This is a genomic window from Mycobacterium sp. SMC-4 (genome assembly GCF_025263265.1).
Taxonomy (GTDB): Bacteria; Actinomycetota; Actinomycetes; order Mycobacteriales; family Mycobacteriaceae; genus Mycobacterium.
In genome coordinates this window covers 2,957,592-2,975,503 of record NZ_CP079869.1, presented here as the reverse complement: position 1 = coordinate 2,975,503, position 17,912 = coordinate 2,957,592, and the positions used below count along the sequence as shown (strand labels likewise).

Genomic DNA, 17,912 nt, shown 5'->3' with positions numbered 1-17,912 from the left:
GATGAGCTATTGAAGTTACGCCTGTCGGGCAGGCGTCAGTGCCCCGGGTGTGCTGAGGGTGCTGTTACTTCGGGGGCGTCGCCACGCACTGAGCCATGTAGAGCTCCTCGCCGAGCTTGCCCATCAGTTCCAGCTGGGTCTCCAGATAGTCGATGTGCAACTCTTCGTCGGCGAGGATCTTCTCGAACAGCGTCGCGGTGGTCGCGTCGCCCTTCTCGCGGCACATCAGGATGCCCGGCTTGAGTCGGCCGACCACTTCGTACTCGATGGCCAGATCGGCCTCGAACTGCTCGCGCAATGTCTGTCCGACCCTCAGGGAAAACAGCCGCTGGTAGTTGGGCAGGCCATCGAGAAGCAGAATGCGATCGGTGATCTCCTCGGCGTGAACCATTTCCTCGAATGATTCTTTCCGGGTATGTTCCGCCAATTCGGTGAACCCCCAGTTCTCCTGCATCTTCGAATGCAGAAAATACTGATTGATCGCCGTAAGTTCGCTGGTCAATTGCTCATTGAGCAATTTCAGAACCTCTGGATCGCCTTGCATGATCGCTCCTATGGGCGTTGTGGGCTGATCGCGTGCGCTATCTACACGAGCTGTGTGCGAGCACTTCCAATCTAGTCGAAAAAGCGCTCGTCGTCGTGGCCATTCTCGGTGTCGCAGGGTAGTTTTCGCGACGCAGTCGGCTCTCGCGGCGTGCGCGGCGCGCAGATCAGGAACCAACTCTGGACTGCCTAGGCTAAGTAAGGATAGACTCTGCTAACTTGTCAACCAGCACAGTGAGGTAAGGGTATCCAATGGGTGAGTACGATCTGCACTCATTCATTCTTGCCTGTGATTTCCGCGTCGACGACGTCGAGCGGATGTGGAAATGGCTGACGAAGCACCGCGACGAACTCGACGAATTCGGCGCCCATCACGTCGTGCTGTATGAATCGATTTGGGAGCCGCGCCGCGTATTGATGACGATCGGCGTACGGCATGCGAATTCGATTCGCGACGTATTGCGGTCCCCGGCGATATTCAAATGGTTCGACATTGCCGGCGCCGACGATATCCCGCCGGTATTCGGCGGTGAGGTGGTCGAGAAGATCGACCTGGACGGTTCGGCCTCCCAACGCCATGTGGGCCGGGTGGTGGTCGGCGTAATGTCCTCGGTCGACGACGTTTCGGCGTTGATGCTCAAGGTCCACGACGGCCTGGAGCGGTTCAAAAGCGGCGGCGTCCGCAAGATCTGGGTCTACCGCGCGCTCGACGACGGTCGAGAGGTGCTGATCCTTCAGGAGATCGAGAACGAAACCAAGGCGCGGCAGTGGATCGACCACCCCGACGCGGCCGCGGAATGGATGGCCAACGCCGGCATGGGCGCCTACCCCACCCGATTCGTCGGCCGGTTCGCCCAGCTGCTCAGCATCGGCGAGCCGGGTTAGCGAGCGCCGATGTTCGTCTGTCTGTGCACCGGAACCACCAGCCACACGGTCAGCGAGGTGGTGGCCAACGGTGCGCGCACCTCCAGGGAGATCGCCGATGCGTGTGGCGCCGGCGGTGACTGCGGCCGCTGCCGGCGCACCCTGCGCGCCATCATCGAAGCCCACTACGCGGTGAGCGCAACCGGCAACCTCAGCCGCTGATCGGCTTGCCGGTGAACTCGGCCAGCGCCGCGGCGTTCGCGGCGCCACCGAGGAGCTCGGAAAACGCGGCGTTCTCACACTCGGTCGCGGCGGTGATACCAGCCCGGAACGGTTCGACGATGGCCTTCTTCACGGCGACCAAGCTCGGAATGGACCGCGCCGCAAGGATGTCGGCGTGCCGGCGTGCTTCGGGCAGCAGGTCGTCGGGTTCGCAGATCTTCCAGGCGACCCCCATGCGGTGTGCCTCCTGCGCATCGACCCACTCCGAGGACAACAGCATCCAGGCCGCGTTCTGCCGCCCGATCAACTGCGGCAGCAGGTAGGACGACGCAGCTTCGGGCGCCACTCCGAGGCTGGTGAACGGACATTTCAACCGGGCCGTGCTGGCCATGAACACCAGATCGGCGTAGCCGAGGATCGTCGTACCGATACCCAGGCCCACGCCGTTGACCGCGCAGATCAACGGTTTGGACAACTCGGTCAGAGCGTCGATCATCGTGGTGAAGTGGCTGCCGCCGCTGGTCAGCGACCCGTCGGCGATGCCCGCGGCCATCTCCTTGAGGTCGTTGCCGGCGCTGAACGCTCTCCCGGCGCCGGTCAGCAATACCACCGCGACCTCAGGGTCCCGGTCGGCAGCCCGCAGTGCCGTCGCAGTCGCGAGGTAGAGCTCCTGGTTGAACGCGTTGAGGGCTTCGGGCCGGTTCAGGACCAGGGTGCGGACCCGGTTGTCGTCACTGATCTGCAGAGTCACCGCGGCAGCGTATCGCGGTGGTCGGCGTGGTCGACCCGAGCCGCCGCGCCGAACGGATCACGCAGCACATACCGGCTCGTCGGAACGGTGTCGACGTCGCGGTCAGCGCCGAAGGCTGCGGTGCTGGCCAGCATTCGCGCCATCCTGTCGCTGAGGTCGTCGTCGTCGGCGGCGCCGAAGAACGCGTGCAGGTCGGTAGCCGCCGTCAGCGGAAACAGCTCCTCGACGATCGCCGACACGCGCGGGGCATCGGCGGTAAGCGGGCGCACCACGGTGTTCTGCACGTAACCGAACGTCGACTGGGTGTCGATCGCGACCTGGGTGTGGTCCTGGTGCCAGCGTGTCAACCAGGTGTCCTCGGCCATGTCGGCGGGGCGGCGCAACAGAGCCACGTTCGCAAAACCCGGGGTGCGCTGTCCGGGGTCGGTGGGCGGGGGCGCCAGTGGTACCGACTCGGTCACCAGGTAACCGGCCACCTGTTCGCAGTGCTGACCCAACAGGGTTGTGACAGCGCGTGTTTGCGGCCCGTAGTACTGCTGGGTCCAGATGCTGACCACGGCGATCACCGGAGGGTCCAGAGTCGTCAGGGTCATCAACGACTCACCGACGGCACCGTCGCGGACGTTGACGGCCAGCCCCGGTACGCCGGTGTCGGCCAGTTCCTGCGCCACGTCGGTGCGTAACCGGCGGCACCACGCCTCGTCGGGCAGCGCGCCACGCAGGGTGACGATGACTTTCTCCATCCCGGGAACATAGCGGGCCAGAATGGTCGGGTGGACAAGGGCCGCGCACTACGTCTGGTGATGCCGGACCCTGTGGTGATGCGCTGCCTGCTCGGCGTGGCTGTGGTGACGGTGACCGCGGCGGTCTGGGGGCCGGCCGGGTCGGCCACCGCGGTCGGCGGTGCCGCGGCGGTCGCCGGTGCCGCGGCCCTGCGGGACAGTCCGCGCAACAGGATCCCGCTGGTCGTCGGCATTTCGCTGCTGTTGGGATGCGCCGTGTTGCTCGGTGCGCTGACGTCGGCCTACCCGCTGGTCTTCGTGGCTGTCGTGGCGTTGTGGTGTTTCGGTGCGGCCATGCCGTGGGCGCTGGGAGCCAATGCGGGTTTGATCACCACGGCCTCGGCGGCGCTGCTGGTCAGCTCGGCACCGTTGACCCCGACCTGGTCGACAACCCTGGGCACTGCTGGCCTGGCAGTCGCGGGTGGGTTGCTGCAGGCCGGTCTGGTTGCTGCCTTTCCCCCTCGGCGCTGGCGCAGCCAGCGTGATGCTCTCACCGCCGCCTACCGCTCGCTGGCCGATGATGCCCGTGTCTATGCGCAGTCCTCGGGGCCGGTCGAGCGTGACGATTCCGCGCTGCTCGCGTTGCGCTCGGCGTTCGCCGATCTCGACGGTCAGACCAAACGCCGTCCGGCGCAGTACCGCAGCTGGTACGGCCTTCCCGAACGCATCTCGGGCACTTTGCGTGACGCCGCCGGGCACGAGTCGATGACCGACGTCCTGGTCGCCGTGGCCGACACCCTGGCGGCGGTGGCCGACAGCGGACGCAGTGCCGGTGTCCAGGCAGATGCGGCCATCCAACGCCTGGACCGGGCAGTCGAGCAGGTCAGCGGCGACGGCGCAGCCGTCGCGCAGCGCCTGGCAATTCAGTGCCATGAGGCCGTCGCCATCCGGCTGGGCGATTTCGTGCCGTCCACCCCGGACATGGTGCGGCTGCGCCGCCCTGAGCTGCGGACGTCACTGCGCTCGGGCATCCACCTGATGCGCGACCACATCCGCTGGCGGTCGCCGGTGTTCCGGCATGCGCTGCGGTTGTCCGTGGCGGTCGGGATCGCCGTCGCGGTCGAGCGATTCGCCGACGAGGTGCACAATCCGTGGCCGGCGCTGGCGGTCCTGCTGGTGCTGCGACCCGAGACCGCGCACACCTACACGCGCTGTGCCGGGCGGTTGGCTGCCGGTGTCGGAGCGCTTGCGATGGCTTCGGTGGTGCTACTGGTGCTGGATCCGCCGGCACCGGTGTCGGCGGCGGTCGCGGTGCTGCTGGTCGGTGTCACCTTCACGGTCGCCCATTACGGATATCTCGCGGTCACAGCCGCGTTGGTGGCGGCGGTGGCGTTCCTGCTCGCCAGCGGTCACATCGGCAGCGGTGCCCCGATCAGCGAGCAGATACTCGGTGCGGCGGTCGGCGGCGCGCTGGCGGTGCTGGCTCACGTGGTGTTGCCCGATGACGAGATGACCCGCCTGGAACAGCGCGCCGGCGAGCTGTTGAAGACCGAGATCGACTATGTCGCGACGGTGATCAAGGCCTACCTGCATGCGCTGCCCGCCCCGTCGGAGGCGCTGGCCTCGGCGTGGCAACGGGCGTTTCGGGCGCGCGCGGCGTTCGAAGCCGCGTCGGGGGCGGCCCGCGCGGAGTCACCGGAATTGCGCCACTGGCTGCGTGCCTACCGCACCGCGCTGAACGGGCTCACCGCATCGTGCTCCACGCTGGAGATGAACCTGCCCACCAGTCCCCCGACCGCGCACAGCGAATTCTCGGTAGCCGTCGACGTCTACCTGGAATCGCTGAGCGGTGATCCACCGACCCCCGACACGCCGTGGATGATCGACACGGCCGAACTGACCGCCGCCGACCGACGGCTGCGCGACGCCGTGCCCCGCCACGGTCTGGACAAGGGAGCAGCGCGTGTCCTGGCTGCCGAGATCGGGGCCATCACCCGCAACCTGACGACCATTGCCGTCACTGCCGGGCCCACCGCAGCTCGATGACGTCGGTCTCGGCAGGACAGTGGCGCACGTAACGCCGGACTTCGTGGACAACTGTCAACAAAGTTCCTAGCCTGAGCACATGACCGAACGTGGCCGCAGCGCCGATCCCCGCGCCGAGCGGGTGCGGGCCCGCCTTCGGGAGGCCGCGTTCGCCATGGCGCACGAGCAACCCGTCGACCAGATCACCGTCGGCGATCTCGTGGCGCGGGCCCAGGTCAGTCGGCAGGTGTTCTATCGACACTTCCGCGACCGCGACGATGCGGTGGCGTCGGCCTTCACCCACGCCTTCGCCACCTCGACCGGGACAGCTGAGCCGGACGCCCGTGCCCGGATCATCGAGCTGTTCGCATTCGCGGCACGCCATTGCCTGCTGTGCCGCAATATCGCGTCGAGCACGGTCCATCAACACGTGCTCGCCGAGTACCGGGAGGCGCTGGTGCCGCCCTGTCGGCAAATCGCCGACCAGAGCATGACGGTGCTGACCACCGTCGCGCCGCTGACTGCCGAGGCGGTGACCAGGTTTCTGGTCGGCGGACTCACCGAGGTGCTGCGCTCCTGGATGGAGGCTCCGCAGGCCACCGACCTTCTCGCCCGTGCGCGCGCGGCCCTCGACACCGTCGACGCGCTGCTGGGCAATTCCGGCGACAACGTGAGAGGACTTCGTGATGGGTAGGCATCACACCCCCGAGACCCCCGCCGTGCCCGACCGCTGCGCGCTGCGTACGACCGTCGTGGCCTTGGCGGCGCTGACGGTCTTCGTACTCGCGATGATCGCCAGTTACTCCGGGGCCTTCGCGAAACCGACGCTGCACCACATGACGGTCGCGGTCGCGGCTCCGCAGCAGATCATCGACGGGCTGCGCAGTCAGGAAGCGTTGTCGGTCAACGAGGTCGGCGATGCCGCCGCCGCAAGTGCCCAGGTCTCTCAGCGCAGCGCCGACGCCGCCCTGGCCGTCACCTCGGACCACGGGATGACGGTGTATGTCGCCGGTGGAGGTGGCCGCAGCGTGGCCGCAGCCGCCGAAACCGTGGGTCGTGCTGCGGCAGAACGCGCCGGGCTGACATCGGTCGTCGAGGACGTCGCGCCGACCACTGCCGGCGACCCGTCGGGCACCGTCGAGTTCTACGCGGTGATCTTCCTGTCGATCGGTGCGTCGTTGGGCGCGGCGCTGCTGGGTCGGGTGATGGGCACCGTGCGCACGCCGGCGACACTGGCGCTGCGCACGCTGTCGCTGGTCGGATTCTCGGCCGTTCTCGCCGGAGTCGTCACCGCTTACGTCGGGCCGGTGCTGGGCGCCCTGACCGGGCACACCTGGGAGGTGTTCGCCTCGCTGTGGCTCTACGCGATGGCCGTCGGTGGTGCCGTGACCGGTGTCGCTGCGGCGTTCGGAGTGCCCGCCTCGATCGGGCTGGGACTGTTCCTGGTGGTCGTCGGCAACGCCGCTGCCGGTGGTCCGGTGGGTCGTCCCCTGCTGTCGAGCTTCTACTCGACTCTCAGCGACGTGGTGCCGCAGGGTTCAGGGGTCTCGTTGCTGCGCAGCATCTGCTACTTCGACGGGCATGGAGCGGCCACCCCACTGCTGACCTTGGCGATCTGGGCCGGTGCGGGGTGTCTGCTGGCCGTCGCCGCGACCGTCGCGCGTCGCAGTTCGTTCGCTCGGCGCTGACGGCGCTGGGCACGCGGGCTCTGACACCCTGGCTGTGCGGTCACCGTGCCGACCGCCGGTGGTTGCTTACCATTGGGTCCCATGGCCGCGCCGAGCGAGAACCCAGCCCGGCGTGTGCTGCCGGCGACGTTGGTGGAGGCTGCGGGCCTGCACCTGCGCAGCGTCATCCTCTCCGGAGAGCTCGGTCCCGGTCAGAAGATCGTCGAAGAGCAGCTCTGCGCCCGTTTCGGGATCAGCCGCGCTCCGCTGCGGGAGGCGCTGCGAACCCTGTCGCAGCAGGGTCTGGTCGAGCACCTGCCGCGGCGCGGATCCCGGGTGGCGCAGTGGTCGGTCACCGACATCGTGCAGTTGTTCGAACTGCGCCATGTGCTGGAAAGACATGCCCTGGAAGCGGCGCTGCCACTACCTGATCCGGGAGTTGCGCTGGTACCGGTCCGTGCGGCCCTGGCCGCGATGACCGAAGCGCAGGACCCGTTGGAGCGAGACGACGCCCACCGCGCGTTTCACGCCGCGGTGGTCGCGCTGGCCGGCAATCGCCACCTGGACCTTGCGCTGGAACCAGTGCTGCTCAAACTGCAACTGCCGATGGCCAGGAACCTCCGCGAGGAAGCCCGCAGGCGCACTCCTGCCGACGGGGTCGACCGGCACAGAGCCATTCTGAGCGCGCTGGAGTCCAATGACGGGCCCGCGGCACTGCGTGCCGTGCGTGATCACGGTCAGCTGGAGTACCTGGGCCTGCCCGAGAAACCGGCGCAGCGCTAACACAGAAGACACACGGCCGACGCGAGATCGCCATTATTTTGTCGACAATCGACAGGCATGGTCAGCGATATGACGGGCCCGTCGGTCGGGCCCTCGGTGTCGGAGATTCTCACCGCGCACGCGGGGGCAACGGGCTCCCCGAGCAAGACCGCGGCCCGGGTTGCCGATGCCATCGCCGCCGCCGGTGACGACGGTGTCTGGCTGTCCACGGTGCCGCGCGACGATCTGATTGCCTGCGCTGAGGCCATCGAGCGTCGCCCTGGGGCGCGCACGCTGCCGCTCTACGGTGTCCCGTTCGGGGTCAAGGACAGCATCGACGTCGCTGGTCACCGGACCACCCTGGCCTGCCCCGATTACGGCTATGTCGCCACCACCACCGCCCCCGCGGTACAGCGCCTGCTCGATGCGGGAGCGCTCTACGTCGGCAAGACCAGCCTCGATCAATTCGCCACCGGACTCAACGGAACCCGGACCCCGCACACCATCCCCCGCAGTGTGTTCGGCGGCGACATGATCTGCGGTGGTTCCAGTTCCGGCTCGGCGCTGGCCGTCGCACTGGGGCAGGTACCGTTTGCCGTCGCCACCGACACCGCCGGATCGGGCCGAGTCCCGGCTGCGCTGAACGGAATTCTGGGCTTCAAGCCGTCGCGCGGCCTGATCAGCACCGTCGGTCTGGTGCCGGCCTGCAAGTCGCTGGACTGCATCAGCGTCATGGCCGGCTGTGTCGATGACGTGGACCGGGTGCTCGATGTGATGGTCGGGCCGGACCACGACGACCCCTGGTCGCGTGCACGAGGTCCCCGCTACGGTGGGGCGCCGATCCGAGTCGGCCTGCCCTCCGCCGACGCACTGGAGTTCTTCGGAGACGAGCAGATGCGGCAGGCCCACAGCAGCTTTCGAGACCAGCTGACCCGGTCCCACACCGTCGTCGATGTGCCGATGGAACCCTTCCTGGCTGCCGGATCGCTGCTCTACCAAGGGCCCTGGGTCGCCGAACGCCTGGTCGAGTTCGCTGATTTCCTTGCCGAACAACCTGATTCGATTCACCCGGTGGTCCGCGAGATCCTGCAGGGCGGGCATCGCTACACCGCTGTCGACGCATTCGCCGCGCTGCAGCAGTTGCAGGAGCTCAAAGCGAGGATCGCGCGGTTGTGGGTCGATGTCGACGTTGTGGTCGTGCCGAGCATCGGTACCACGTTCACCGTCGACGAGGTCTTGGCGGCGCCCATCGACTGCAACACGATGCTGGGGCACTACACACATTTCGGAAATCTCCTCGACCTGCTGGGCGCTGCCGTTCCCGCAGGTGTCACCGCCGACGGACGTCCGCACTCGGCAATGTTGATCGGGCCGGCTCTGTCCGACGACACCGTGCTCCAGCTCGCGGCCCAGATCCTCGATGAACCCCGCCCCCAGCGTCCGACGCCCGCATTCGAATTCGTCGTCACGGAGGAACGGTTGTGAACGAGCCGATGATGATCCCCGCCGCCCCAGGCCCCTTCCCGATGTCGGCTGGTCACATCGCGCTGGTCATCATCGACATGCAGCGAGATTTCCTGTTGCCCGGTGGCTTTGGCGAAAGCCTCGGCAACGACGTCGCCCAACTGAGCAGAGTCGTCACACCGCTGGCCGCTCTGTTGCAGGCCGCCCGTAGTGCCGGTATCACCATCGTGCACACCCGCGAAGGTCACGAACCCGATCTATCTGACTGTCCCCCCGCCAAACTCAACCGTGGAGCGCCGAGCAGACGCATCGGTGATCCCGGCAAGTACGGGCGCATCCTCGTGCGCGGTGAGTACGGCCACGACATCGTCGACGAACTTGCCCCCTGGCCCGGCGAAGTCGTGATCGACAAACCCGGAAAGGGAGCGTTCTACGCCACCGAACTGTCCGAGGTTCTCGCCGAGGCCGACGTCACCCAACTCATCATCACCGGCGTCACCACCGAGGTGTGCGTGCACACCACCACCCGCGAAGCCAACGACCGGGGCTACGAGTGCCTCGTCGTCAGTGACTGCGTCGGTTCTTACTTCCCCGAATTTCAGCGCGTCGGCCTGCAGATGATCAGTGCGCAGGGCGGGATCTTCGGCTGGGTCGCCGACTCTGCGGCGCTCATCCCGGCGCTGAACCAACTCGCCGCAACGACAGCGTGAAAGGAACACGATGAGCACGATTGCCGATCCCCCTGCCGACCCGGTCGAACCCCAAGCGACCCCCAGCCCACCTATCCCCTGGTGGACGCGCGGGGACACCAACGCGTTCTTCGGATTCGGTTTCAACATCCTGGTCAACGTCTTGACGCTGACAGCCTTGACGATCGGCGTGGTTGGGCTGCCGGCTGGCGACGTGCTGGGCACGGTGTTGCCGGCCCTGGGCGTCGCGCTGATCCTGGGGAACCTGTACTACGCGCTGTTGGCTCGGCGGCTGGCCCGCCGGGAAAACCGCTCCGACGTCACCGCTCTGCCGTACGGGCCCAGTGTGCCGCACATGTTCATCGTGGTCTTCGTGGTGATGCTGCCGGTGTACCTGGCCACCGACGATCCGGTACAGGCCTGGCAGGCGGGACTGGCCTGGGCATTCCTGATCGGTGTGATCGTGATGATCGGCGCTTTCGTCGGTCCCTACATCCGCAGGCTGACCCCACGCGCAGCCATGCTGGGCACCCTCGCGGGTATCTCGATCACCTTCATCTCCATGCGACCGGCTGCCCAGATGTGGGAGGTCGCCTGGATCGGTCTGCCGGTGCTGGCCATCATCCTCATCGGGTTTTTCACCGACATCCGCCTTCCCGGCAACATTCCCATCGGCTTGGTGGCGCTGCTGGTCGGTACCGCGATCGGCTGGGCCGGCGGCTACATGTCGGCGCCGGAGGTCAGCCAAGCTGTCAGCGACATTGCGATCGGAATCCCGGATCTACGCATCGACCTGCTACTCAGCGGTCTCGGCAACCTTGCGCCGCTGCTGGGGACTGCGATTCCGCTCGGGGTCTACAACTTCACCGAGGCGATGAGCAACGTGGAAAGTGCTGCGGCGGCCGGCGACAACTACAACCTGCGCAGCGTTCTGCTCGCCGATGGGGCCGGCGCGGTGGTCGGCTCAGCATTCGGATCGCCGTTCCCGCCGGCGGTGTACATCGGTCATCCGGGATGGAAGGATGCCGGCGGGCGGGCCACCTACTCGCTGGCCAGCGGTGTGCTGATCGCGATTCTGTGCTTCCTGGGGCTATTCGGTGTGCTGGCAACACTTCTGCCCATCCCGGCCATCGTGCCGATCCTGCTCTACATCGGTCTGCTGATCGGTGCGCAGGCCTTCCAGGCGGTCCCGCGGATCCACGCCGTTGCCGTGGTCGCCGCATTGCTGCCCAACCTGGCCGAATGGGGTCGCGGGATGATCGACAACGCGTTGAGTGCCGCCGGCACCTCGGCAGCAGAAGTGACCGTCGAGGCTCTCAACGGGGCCGGTATCGTCTACGACGGCCTGAAAACCCTCGGGGAAGGGGCGGTGCTGGTCGGGCTGGTTCTCGGCACGATGGTGACTTTCATCGTGGAAAAGAAATTCCTGGCCGCGGCGATCGCATCGGCGGTCGGCGCTGCGATGTCCTTCATCGGGCTGATCCACGCTCACGAGGTCGGGTGGGCCGCCAGTCCGCAGGTGGCACTCGGCTATCTGTTGTTCGCTGCGGTGTGCCTGGCCTCGTCCCTGTTGCCACGAACTGCGGGTGCATCGGAGGAATCCGAGGTGGTCGCCGGCCACTGACGACTGTGACCGGTGACCGGCCACGGCCGTAGACTTCGGCTGTGGCCGGACCTACAGACGAGCCGACAGCGAAGACGACGTTCTCCGCGGAGGCGCTTCGTCGATGACCGAACCTGACTGGGTCGAACACGTCCTCTGGTGGCAGATCTATCCACTCGGGTTCGTCGGGGCCTATCCCGCCGAGCCGGCGCCTGCGGCCGACGAGCACCGGCTGCGGCGCATCGTCGACTGGTTGGACTACGCGCTCGAACTCGGCGCGTCCGGCGTGGCGCTGGGCCCGCTGTTCGCGTCTCGCACGCACGGCTACGACACCACCGACCACTACCGCATCGATCCCCGTCTCGGCAGCGATGATGACTTCGAGCACCTGGTCGACGAAGCGCACCGGCGCGGACTGCGGATTCTGCTCGACGGCGTGTTCAACCACGTCGGCACCGACTTCGGCCGGTACCGCGACGCCCGCCGCGGACTGGATACCTCATGGTTCCAGATGCGGGGCAACGACTTTGCCACGTTCGAGGGCCACGATGGGCTGATCACGCTCAACCACGACAATCCCGAGGTCATCGATTACACCGTTGATGTGATGCGCCACTGGCTCGGACGCGGTGCCGACGGCTGGCGCCTCGATGCGGCCTACGCCGTCCAAGACCGGTTCTGGGCTCAGGTGCTGCCTCGGGTGCGCCAGACCTACCCGCAGGCCTACATCGTCGGAGAGGTGATTCACGGCGACTACTCGGCAACGGTGCGCGCATCCGGTTTCGACGCGGTCACCCAGTACGAACTCTGGAAAGCGGTCTGGAGCAGTCTCAACGACGCCAATCTGCACGAGCTCGACTGGGCGCTGCAGCGGCACAACGACTTTCTGGACACCTTCGTGCCGATGACCTTCATCGGCAACCACGACGTCACCCGCATCGCCAGCCGGCTGACTCATCCCGACCATGTCGAGCATGCGCTGGTGGTGCTGCTGACCACCGGCGGGACCCCGAGTGTCTATGCCGGTGACGAGGTCGCGTATCGCGGCGTCAAAGAGGAGCGTTTCGGTGGCGACGATGCAGTACGTCCGCAGTTCCGTGCGCCCTACGAAGGAGTGGGAGAACACGGGCGACAGGTGTTACGTACCCATCAACACCTGATCGGGTTGCGCCGCCGGCACCCGTGGCTGCACACTGCGCGCACCATCGCCCTAAAGGTGAGTAACCGCGTATACCTCTACGCCACCCGCAGCGGGGACCACACCTTGGTGGTCGCGCTCAACGTCGCCGACGAACCGATCGCGATAACGTTGTCGGACATAGGATTTGCGCGCGCCGAGATCATCGCCGGTTCCGGCGCACCACCGTCAGACACCGTCACCGATATCACCGTCGCGCCGCACGGCTGGCTGATCCTGGCGCCCCACTGACCTTCAGGACAGCAGCTCGACGGTCGCCGGGTCCTCCCGGCCCTGGTAGAACATCTCCAGCACAGTCCGGCACACCTCGGGACCTCCGGCCCTGACGAACAGCGTCATCGACGAACGCACCTTGAGATCATCAGGGGAGCCCAGTATTTGGTGGGCGGTGCGGTCGGTGTGGGTGAGCAGCGTGGCTGCGCACTCCTGTAGCCGAGCCGACAGGACCGGATGTTGCAGATATGCCCGCGCCTCGGCCAGCGACGCGATACCGAACCGTTGCGCGGTCGGGCTGTGCCCGAGCTGACGCAGCTGCGGAAAGACGAACCAAATCCAGTGGCTGCGTTTGCGGCCGGCACGCAGCTCGCCCAGCACCGTCGAGTACACCCGGTCCTGGGCGTCGACGAACCGGGCGAGGTCGAAACGATCACCGGGGGTGGCATCAGGCATGGCACTGCCGAGCATGACAGGTGTCCGCGCCGAGTCGCAATCGTTAGCCAACCGCGACATCGAATCACTGTGTCGCACACGCGTATGCCCAGGCCGACCGTGTTGCATTACGACTGCAAAGCGACGGCACAGTGCGGCGCATGCGTGAGTTTTGACCAGAAAGGTGGGTTGGTTGCCGTTATGAAGTGGACAGAGAAGTTGGGCGGTTCTGCGAAGACCGCACTGCGCCGAGCGGCTGCCGCAGCCGTCGCGGCCGTGGCGTTGCCTGGGCTGATCGGCTTGGCCGGCGGCTCGGCGACCGCGGGTGCGTTCTCCCGGCCGGGTCTTCCCGTGGAATATCTCGATGTGTTCTCGCCGGCGATGAACCGAGACATTCGTATTCAATTCCAGGGCGGCGGACCCAACGCGGTCTATCTGCTCGACGGCCTGCGTGCGCAGGACGACTACAACGGCTGGGACATCAACACCCCCGCCTTCGAGTGGTTCTACCAGTCCGGTCTGTCCACGATCATGCCGGTCGGTGGCCAGTCCAGCTTCTACAGCGACTGGTACCAGCCTTCGCGCGGCAACGGACAGAACTACACCTACAAATGGGAGACGTTCCTGACCCAGGAGCTGCCGGCCTGGCTGGAAGCCAACCGCGGCGTCTCGCGCACCGGCAACGCCGTCGTCGGTTTGTCGATGGCCGGTAGCAGCGCGCTGACCTACGCGATCTACCACCCACAGCAGTTCATCTACGCCGGATCGCTGTCGGGTTTCCTGAACCCGTCGGAAGGCTGGTGGCCGATGCTGATCGGACTGGCGATGAACGACGCCGGTGGCTTCAACGCCGAGAGCATGTGGGGCCCGTCGAGTGATCCGGCGTGGAAGCGCAACGACCCGATGGTCAACATCAACCAGCTGGTCGCCAACAACACCCGGATCTGGATCTACTGCGGCACCGGTACTCCGTCGGAAATCGACGCCGGGACCGCAGGCCAGAACCTGATGGCCGCGCAGTTCCTCGAGGGGTTCACGCTGCGAACCAACATCAGCTTCCGGGACAACTACATCGCCGCGGGCGGCACCAACGGGGTGTTCAACTTCCCGGCCAACGGCACCCACAGCTGGGGCTACTGGGGACAGCAGCTGCAGCAGATGAAGCCGGACATCCAGCGCGTGTTGGGCGCCCAGGCTTCGGCCTGACATTCCTCCGACCCAGGGAGCCTGCCGTTTCCCCCGAGCGGCAGGCTCCCTGCTGTCGGTTCTACAGCCGGGTCCGGTTCTCGATGTCGGTGTTGAACTCGTCGAGCATCGCGTCGGTGAGCGTGGGGCGGGTCTCGGCTATCGCCGCGAGATAGTCGTCGGTGCAGGCCGGCTCACCGCGTCGGGATTCGATCTCGCGCTCGAAGGCGCACTGGGCGCCCTTGCGCGCAGCGAACTCGATATCGGCGGGGGTGAACATGTCCGATGCCTCCACGAGTTTGTCGACCTCGACCGAGTCGGCGTTGCCGTTGAGGTAGCGCCGCCAGATTGCCTTGCGCGCAGCCTCGTCGGGTGGCCCGACCGGAATGATGTAGTCGAATCGACCGGGCCGCAGAAACGCCGAGTCCAGCGAGCTCACCGAGTTCGTCGCGCAGATCAACAGCCGCTCGTCGTGCTGACGGAACGTGGGAATCAATTTCAGCAGCTCGTTGGTCACCCCGTGTGCGGGATCGGAGGGAATTCCCGAGCGCGAACCGGCGATCTCCTCGACCTCGTCGATGAACACCACGGCCGCGTCGAGCTCGTTGAGGTCGGCGAACACCTCGCGCAGCGCGGCGGGCATCGCCACACCGGGGGCAGCCAGCCTAGACGGGAAGATCTCGACGAACGGCCAACCCAGCCGTCCCGCCACGGCTTTGGCGAAACTGGTCTTGCCGGTGCCGGGAGGACCGAACAGGATGACGGCCTTGGGCGGTGACACCCCGTACCGAGCGGCCAGATCCGGCTGGGCCAGCGGTGCCACGATGCGTCGCTCGATCATCCGCTTCTCGGTTTCCATGCCGGCCATCCCCTGCCACAGACCCTGACCCATGTGCTGACCGCCCAACGCAGCCAGCAGGCCGGTGTCGGACGCGCCGGCGTGATCGATCTTCTCGAAGTACCGCAGATCGCCACGTTCGTTGTAGCCGGAGTTGCGCAACGCGGTGGCGCCCGTGGCGTTACCGGGTAGCAGGACGCTGATCCGGCGCGCACCCAGATTGCGCAGGCGCGTCTCCAGTTCGCCCAGCAACGCCGATCCGATGCCGCGATTCCGCCACCGACTGCTCAGTGCCACCATCGAAATCCAGGCGCGGTCGCCGGCGACGTGCGCCACCGCCATCCCGACGAGCTGGTCACCGACGAGAGCGACCACCGCGGGTTGGCCGGACCGGGCCGCCGCGACCACCTCCGAGACCGGGAACACCGGTGGCGCCTCGGCGGGTTCGCGGCTCTGGTCCCAGACCGAGATCGCCTGATCGAGGTCATCATCGTGGAAGTCACGTAAACGCCAGGGGGGCATGCGCAAAGTTCTACCGTCGTGGACAGCGCCCCGGTATCGCCCGAGAGGGTGGTGCGATCGGGGGATCACGCCTCCCCCGTGCGTGGGTGGTCACCGTCGTGGAGTCTACGGGGCGACCAGTTGCACTGCAGTTCAGTGCTCACCCCCTTAAGCTATCCACTTCAGGAGAAATCCTGACCAAGAAATTGAATTCTTGTTCAGGAAACCCGAGCCGAATCGTCCGGCGTTTGGCACAGTGACACCCACGGCCGTTCAGGAGGTGTGCGATGACGGTGAGCCGTACCCAGCGGCGGGCAAACCTGCTGCACGCGGCTCAGCGCGCGGTGATGAAACACGGTGCCGACGTTCAGCTCAACCAGATCGCGGCCGAAGCCGGGCTGACCTCTGGGGCGGTGTTGTATCACTTCCCCGACATGCAGACATTGCTGGTCGAGGCGAACCGAGCCGGTATGGAACGGTTTTACGAGGAACGCCTGCGACGAATCGAAGGAATTCACCACCCTGATCGCCGACTGGTCCTCACCATCGAGTCCGGGTTGCCGGCCGACTCCGACGATCCCGCGGTCAAGCTGCTCTGTGAGCTCGGCGGCGCGGCCGGACGTTACCCCATCTATGCCGTGCTGTTGACGGCACTCTTCGATCGGCAGGTGGCGATGTACCAGGTGATTCTGGAATCCGGTGCTGCACAAGGTGCATTCGCGCTGAGCTCGCCATCGCTGACCATCGCACGCAACATCGTGGCATTGGAAGATGCCTATGGCTACCGGATGGTGGCCCGCCACCCCAGCCTGGACGCCGAGGTGTCGGTCGAACTGATCCTCGACTATGCGCGGGTGGCAACCGGGCACCCGTTGCCCCGTGCTGCACACGGCGAAAGGACGCACCGACCGCAATGACCAAGCAGGCGTTGACCATCATGTTCTGGCCGGAGTCCGCATACGGACCCACCAACCAATGCATCGGCGTGGCGGCCAAGTTACGTGCCCGTGGCCACACCATCGTGTTCGCCGCAGAGTCCTCGTGGGCCGGCAAGATCGCACCATTGGGCTTCATCGAGGAACTTGTCGACCTGTCCCCGCCGGTCGATGGTGACCAGGATGCCGACCCCGGGCAATTCTGGACCGACTTCATCGCAGAGACGGCCCCCGAGTTTGCCAAGCCGACCATCGAGCAGCTCGAGACATTCATCAAACCGACCTACCAGGCGTTGATCGATGGCGCGAAGTACTGCGAACCACGACTTGGCGAGATCATCGGCGCCCACCAACCGGACGTGATCGTCGAAGACAATGTCGTGTTGTTCCCCGCGCTGGTCACCGCAGGTAAACCGTTTGTACGGTTCATCTCGTGCAGCCCGCTGGAAGTGCGGGGCCCCGATGTGCCGCCACCGTTTTCAGGTCTGCCCAGCGATGACAAGTCCGGCTGGACCGAGTATCTGACCGAGTTCGACCGAAGTCTGCGACCGATGTGGCAGGACTTCGACGCCTGGGTGCGCGCCCAGGGCGCGCCGGGATTGCCGGACTTGGAATTCATGCCGCGCGACAACGCCGCCAACCTCTACCTCTATCCGGCCGAGGCCGACTACACCGACCGGCGGCCGCTGGACCACTCCTGGACGCGCGTGGACTCCAGCATTCGCGAAACCGACGGAAGCTACCAGCTGCCCGCAGCAGTGGCTGACCGCCCGGCCGGCAGTGCCCTGGTTTATCTGTCACTCGGTTCCCTGGGCGGCGCCGATGTCGCGCTGATGCAGCGGCTTATCGACATTCTCGGAACGACCCGGCATCGATTCGTCGTCAGTATGGGCCCACAGGCCGCCAGACTCACCCTCGCCGACAACATGGTCGGAGCGCAGATGCTGCCGCAGACCAGGATCATCCCGCTGGTCGACGCAGTGATCAGCCATGGCGGCAACAACACCACCACCGAGGCGCTACATTTCGGAAAGCCACTGGTCGTACTCCCGCTGTTCTGGGATCAGTACGAAAACGCCCAGCGGATCGACGAATTGAGCCTCGGTGTCCGGCTGGACACCTACCACTTCGACGATGACGAACTGACCGGCGCCCTGGACCGCGTACTGGCTGACAACGAACTGCGGGAACGTGTTTCGGCAATCGGCGCGGCCGTGCGCCAACGCGACGGTCTCGGGCTGGCAGCCGACGTCATCGAACGGGTGGCCAGGTATCACCGCAGCGCCGCCGACTGA

General features: G+C 66.2%; 18 protein-coding genes. 13 read left to right on the top strand and 5 right to left on the bottom strand.

Annotated features, from left to right (window positions below; translation table 11 throughout):
- Positions 1 to 64 precede the first annotated feature (64 nt).
- Positions 65 to 544 carry a bacterioferritin gene (bfr, locus tag KXD98_RS14125; RefSeq protein ID WP_260759024.1) on the bottom strand — a complete coding sequence of 160 codons (480 nt, stop codon included), beginning with the start codon at positions 542 to 544 and terminating at the stop codon, positions 65 to 67.
- 251 nt (positions 545 to 795) lie between these two features.
- Between bfr and KXD98_RS14120 the strand changes: the two genes are divergently transcribed.
- Positions 796 to 1,428, top strand: coding sequence for a fatty-acid--CoA ligase (locus tag KXD98_RS14120; RefSeq protein WP_260759023.1), 633 nt, complete (start codon positions 796 to 798; stop codon positions 1,426 to 1,428).
- 9 nt (positions 1,429 to 1,437) lie between these two features.
- Positions 1,438 to 1,629, top strand: a complete 192-nt coding sequence (locus KXD98_RS14115) for a bacterioferritin-associated ferredoxin (protein ID WP_260759022.1) — start codon at positions 1,438 to 1,440, stop codon at positions 1,627 to 1,629.
- On the opposite strand, the gene KXD98_RS14110 is transcribed toward KXD98_RS14115, so the two are convergent.
- Together KXD98_RS14110 and KXD98_RS14105 are read right to left on the bottom strand one after the other, a co-directional pair.
- On the bottom strand, positions 1,619 to 2,380 hold the full coding sequence (locus KXD98_RS14110; RefSeq protein WP_260759021.1) for an enoyl-CoA hydratase/isomerase family protein: 762 nt from the start codon (positions 2,378 to 2,380) through the stop codon (positions 1,619 to 1,621). The two genes, KXD98_RS14115 and KXD98_RS14110, sit on opposite strands and share 11 nt — an antisense overlap.
- Positions 2,377 to 3,123, bottom strand: coding sequence for an EthD domain-containing protein (locus KXD98_RS14105; RefSeq protein WP_260759020.1), 747 nt, complete (start codon positions 3,121 to 3,123; stop codon positions 2,377 to 2,379). The genes KXD98_RS14110 and KXD98_RS14105 overlap by 4 nt, the downstream gene beginning before the upstream one ends.
- 30 nt (positions 3,124 to 3,153) lie before the next feature.
- On the opposite strand from KXD98_RS14105, the gene KXD98_RS14100 reads away from it, so the two are divergent.
- The 8 genes from KXD98_RS14100 to KXD98_RS14065 all read left to right on the top strand — a co-directional run bounded on the left by KXD98_RS14100 (position 3,154) and on the right by KXD98_RS14065 (position 12,741).
- Positions 3,154 to 5,148 carry an FUSC family protein gene (locus KXD98_RS14100; RefSeq protein ID WP_260759019.1) on the top strand — a complete coding sequence of 665 codons (1,995 nt, stop codon included), beginning with the start codon at positions 3,154 to 3,156 and terminating at the stop codon, positions 5,146 to 5,148.
- Positions 5,149 to 5,227: 79 nt separating this feature from the next.
- Entirely contained in the window at positions 5,228 to 5,821 is a 594-nt protein-coding gene (locus KXD98_RS14095) for a TetR/AcrR family transcriptional regulator (RefSeq protein WP_260759018.1), read from the top strand.
- Complete coding sequence (locus KXD98_RS14090; RefSeq protein ID WP_260759017.1) at positions 5,814 to 6,815, top strand: hypothetical protein; 1,002 nt, start codon at positions 5,814 to 5,816, stop codon at positions 6,813 to 6,815. Before KXD98_RS14095 ends, KXD98_RS14090 begins: the two co-directional genes overlap by 8 nt.
- Positions 6,816 to 6,896: 81 nt before the next feature.
- On the top strand, positions 6,897 to 7,577 hold the full coding sequence (locus KXD98_RS14085) for a GntR family transcriptional regulator (protein ID WP_260759016.1): 681 nt from the start codon (positions 6,897 to 6,899) through the stop codon (positions 7,575 to 7,577).
- Between the two features lie 57 nt (positions 7,578 to 7,634).
- Positions 7,635 to 9,041: an allophanate hydrolase gene (locus KXD98_RS14080; protein ID WP_260759015.1), complete on the top strand. Its 1,407-nt coding sequence runs from the start codon at positions 7,635 to 7,637 to the stop codon at positions 9,039 to 9,041.
- Positions 9,042 to 9,049: 8 nt separating this feature from the next.
- Positions 9,050 to 9,730: a cysteine hydrolase family protein gene (locus KXD98_RS14075; protein WP_260765194.1), complete on the top strand. Its 681-nt coding sequence runs from the start codon at positions 9,050 to 9,052 to the stop codon at positions 9,728 to 9,730.
- A 10-nt stretch (positions 9,731 to 9,740) separates the two neighbouring features.
- Complete coding sequence (locus KXD98_RS14070) at positions 9,741 to 11,333, top strand: regulator (protein ID WP_260759013.1); 1,593 nt, start codon at positions 9,741 to 9,743, stop codon at positions 11,331 to 11,333.
- A gap of 103 nt (positions 11,334 to 11,436) precedes the next feature.
- Complete coding sequence (locus KXD98_RS14065; RefSeq protein ID WP_260759012.1) at positions 11,437 to 12,741, top strand: alpha-amylase family glycosyl hydrolase; 1,305 nt, start codon at positions 11,437 to 11,439, stop codon at positions 12,739 to 12,741.
- A 3-nt stretch (positions 12,742 to 12,744) separates the two neighbouring features.
- Here KXD98_RS14065 and KXD98_RS14060 read toward each other — a convergent pair whose 3' ends face one another.
- Positions 12,745 to 13,179, bottom strand: a complete 435-nt coding sequence (locus tag KXD98_RS14060; protein WP_260759011.1) for a DUF1810 domain-containing protein — start codon at positions 13,177 to 13,179, stop codon at positions 12,745 to 12,747.
- Between the two features lie 180 nt (positions 13,180 to 13,359).
- Here KXD98_RS14060 and KXD98_RS14055 point away from each other — a divergent pair, with 180 nt between their 5' ends.
- Positions 13,360 to 14,364 carry an esterase family protein gene (locus KXD98_RS14055; RefSeq protein WP_260759010.1) on the top strand — a complete coding sequence of 335 codons (1,005 nt, stop codon included), beginning with the start codon at positions 13,360 to 13,362 and terminating at the stop codon, positions 14,362 to 14,364.
- A 61-nt stretch (positions 14,365 to 14,425) separates the two neighbouring features.
- Here the strand turns inward: KXD98_RS14055 and KXD98_RS14050 are convergent, their stop codons facing one another.
- Positions 14,426 to 15,703, bottom strand: coding sequence for an ATP-binding protein (locus KXD98_RS14050; protein ID WP_260759009.1), 1,278 nt, complete (start codon positions 15,701 to 15,703; stop codon positions 14,426 to 14,428).
- A 266-nt stretch (positions 15,704 to 15,969) separates the two neighbouring features.
- Here KXD98_RS14050 and KXD98_RS14045 point away from each other — a divergent pair, with 266 nt between their 5' ends.
- Both KXD98_RS14045 and KXD98_RS14040 read left to right on the top strand, forming a co-directional pair.
- Positions 15,970 to 16,599 carry a TetR/AcrR family transcriptional regulator gene (locus KXD98_RS14045; protein WP_260759008.1) on the top strand — a complete coding sequence of 210 codons (630 nt, stop codon included), beginning with the start codon at positions 15,970 to 15,972 and terminating at the stop codon, positions 16,597 to 16,599.
- Positions 16,596 to 17,912: a glycosyltransferase gene (locus tag KXD98_RS14040; RefSeq protein WP_260759007.1), complete on the top strand. Its 1,317-nt coding sequence runs from the start codon at positions 16,596 to 16,598 to the stop codon at positions 17,910 to 17,912. Before KXD98_RS14045 ends, KXD98_RS14040 begins: the two co-directional genes overlap by 4 nt.

What these genes read in the sequence shown, in the direction of transcription:
- KXD98_RS14060 (WP_260759011.1), bottom strand. Translation starts at nt 13,179, where the DNA reads ATGCCTGATGCCACCCCCGGTGATCGTTTCGACCTCGCCCGGTTCGTC.
- bfr (WP_260759024.1), bottom strand. Translation starts at nt 544, where the DNA reads ATGCAAGGCGATCCAGAGGTTCTGAAATTGCTCAATGAGCAATTGACC.
- KXD98_RS14045 (WP_260759008.1), top strand. Translation starts at nt 15,970, where the DNA reads ATGACGGTGAGCCGTACCCAGCGGCGGGCAAACCTGCTGCACGCGGCT.
- KXD98_RS14120 (WP_260759023.1), top strand. Translation starts at nt 796, where the DNA reads ATGGGTGAGTACGATCTGCACTCATTCATTCTTGCCTGTGATTTCCGC.
- KXD98_RS14085 (WP_260759016.1), top strand. Translation starts at nt 6,897, where the DNA reads ATGGCCGCGCCGAGCGAGAACCCAGCCCGGCGTGTGCTGCCGGCGACG.
- KXD98_RS14115 (WP_260759022.1), top strand. Translation starts at nt 1,438, where the DNA reads ATGTTCGTCTGTCTGTGCACCGGAACCACCAGCCACACGGTCAGCGAG.
- KXD98_RS14055 (WP_260759010.1), top strand. Translation starts at nt 13,360, where the DNA reads ATGAAGTGGACAGAGAAGTTGGGCGGTTCTGCGAAGACCGCACTGCGC.
- KXD98_RS14050 (WP_260759009.1), bottom strand. Translation starts at nt 15,703, where the DNA reads ATGCCCCCCTGGCGTTTACGTGACTTCCACGATGATGACCTCGATCAG.
- KXD98_RS14040 (WP_260759007.1), top strand. Translation starts at nt 16,596, where the DNA reads ATGACCAAGCAGGCGTTGACCATCATGTTCTGGCCGGAGTCCGCATAC.
- KXD98_RS14065 (WP_260759012.1), top strand. Translation starts at nt 11,437, where the DNA reads ATGACCGAACCTGACTGGGTCGAACACGTCCTCTGGTGGCAGATCTAT.
- KXD98_RS14090 (WP_260759017.1), top strand. Translation starts at nt 5,814, where the DNA reads ATGGGTAGGCATCACACCCCCGAGACCCCCGCCGTGCCCGACCGCTGC.
- KXD98_RS14080 (WP_260759015.1), top strand. Translation starts at nt 7,635, where the DNA reads ATGGTCAGCGATATGACGGGCCCGTCGGTCGGGCCCTCGGTGTCGGAG.
- KXD98_RS14075 (WP_260765194.1), top strand. Translation starts at nt 9,050, where the DNA reads ATGATGATCCCCGCCGCCCCAGGCCCCTTCCCGATGTCGGCTGGTCAC.
- KXD98_RS14095 (WP_260759018.1), top strand. Translation starts at nt 5,228, where the DNA reads ATGACCGAACGTGGCCGCAGCGCCGATCCCCGCGCCGAGCGGGTGCGG.
- KXD98_RS14070 (WP_260759013.1), top strand. Translation starts at nt 9,741, where the DNA reads ATGAGCACGATTGCCGATCCCCCTGCCGACCCGGTCGAACCCCAAGCG.
- KXD98_RS14105 (WP_260759020.1), bottom strand. Translation starts at nt 3,123, where the DNA reads ATGGAGAAAGTCATCGTCACCCTGCGTGGCGCGCTGCCCGACGAGGCG.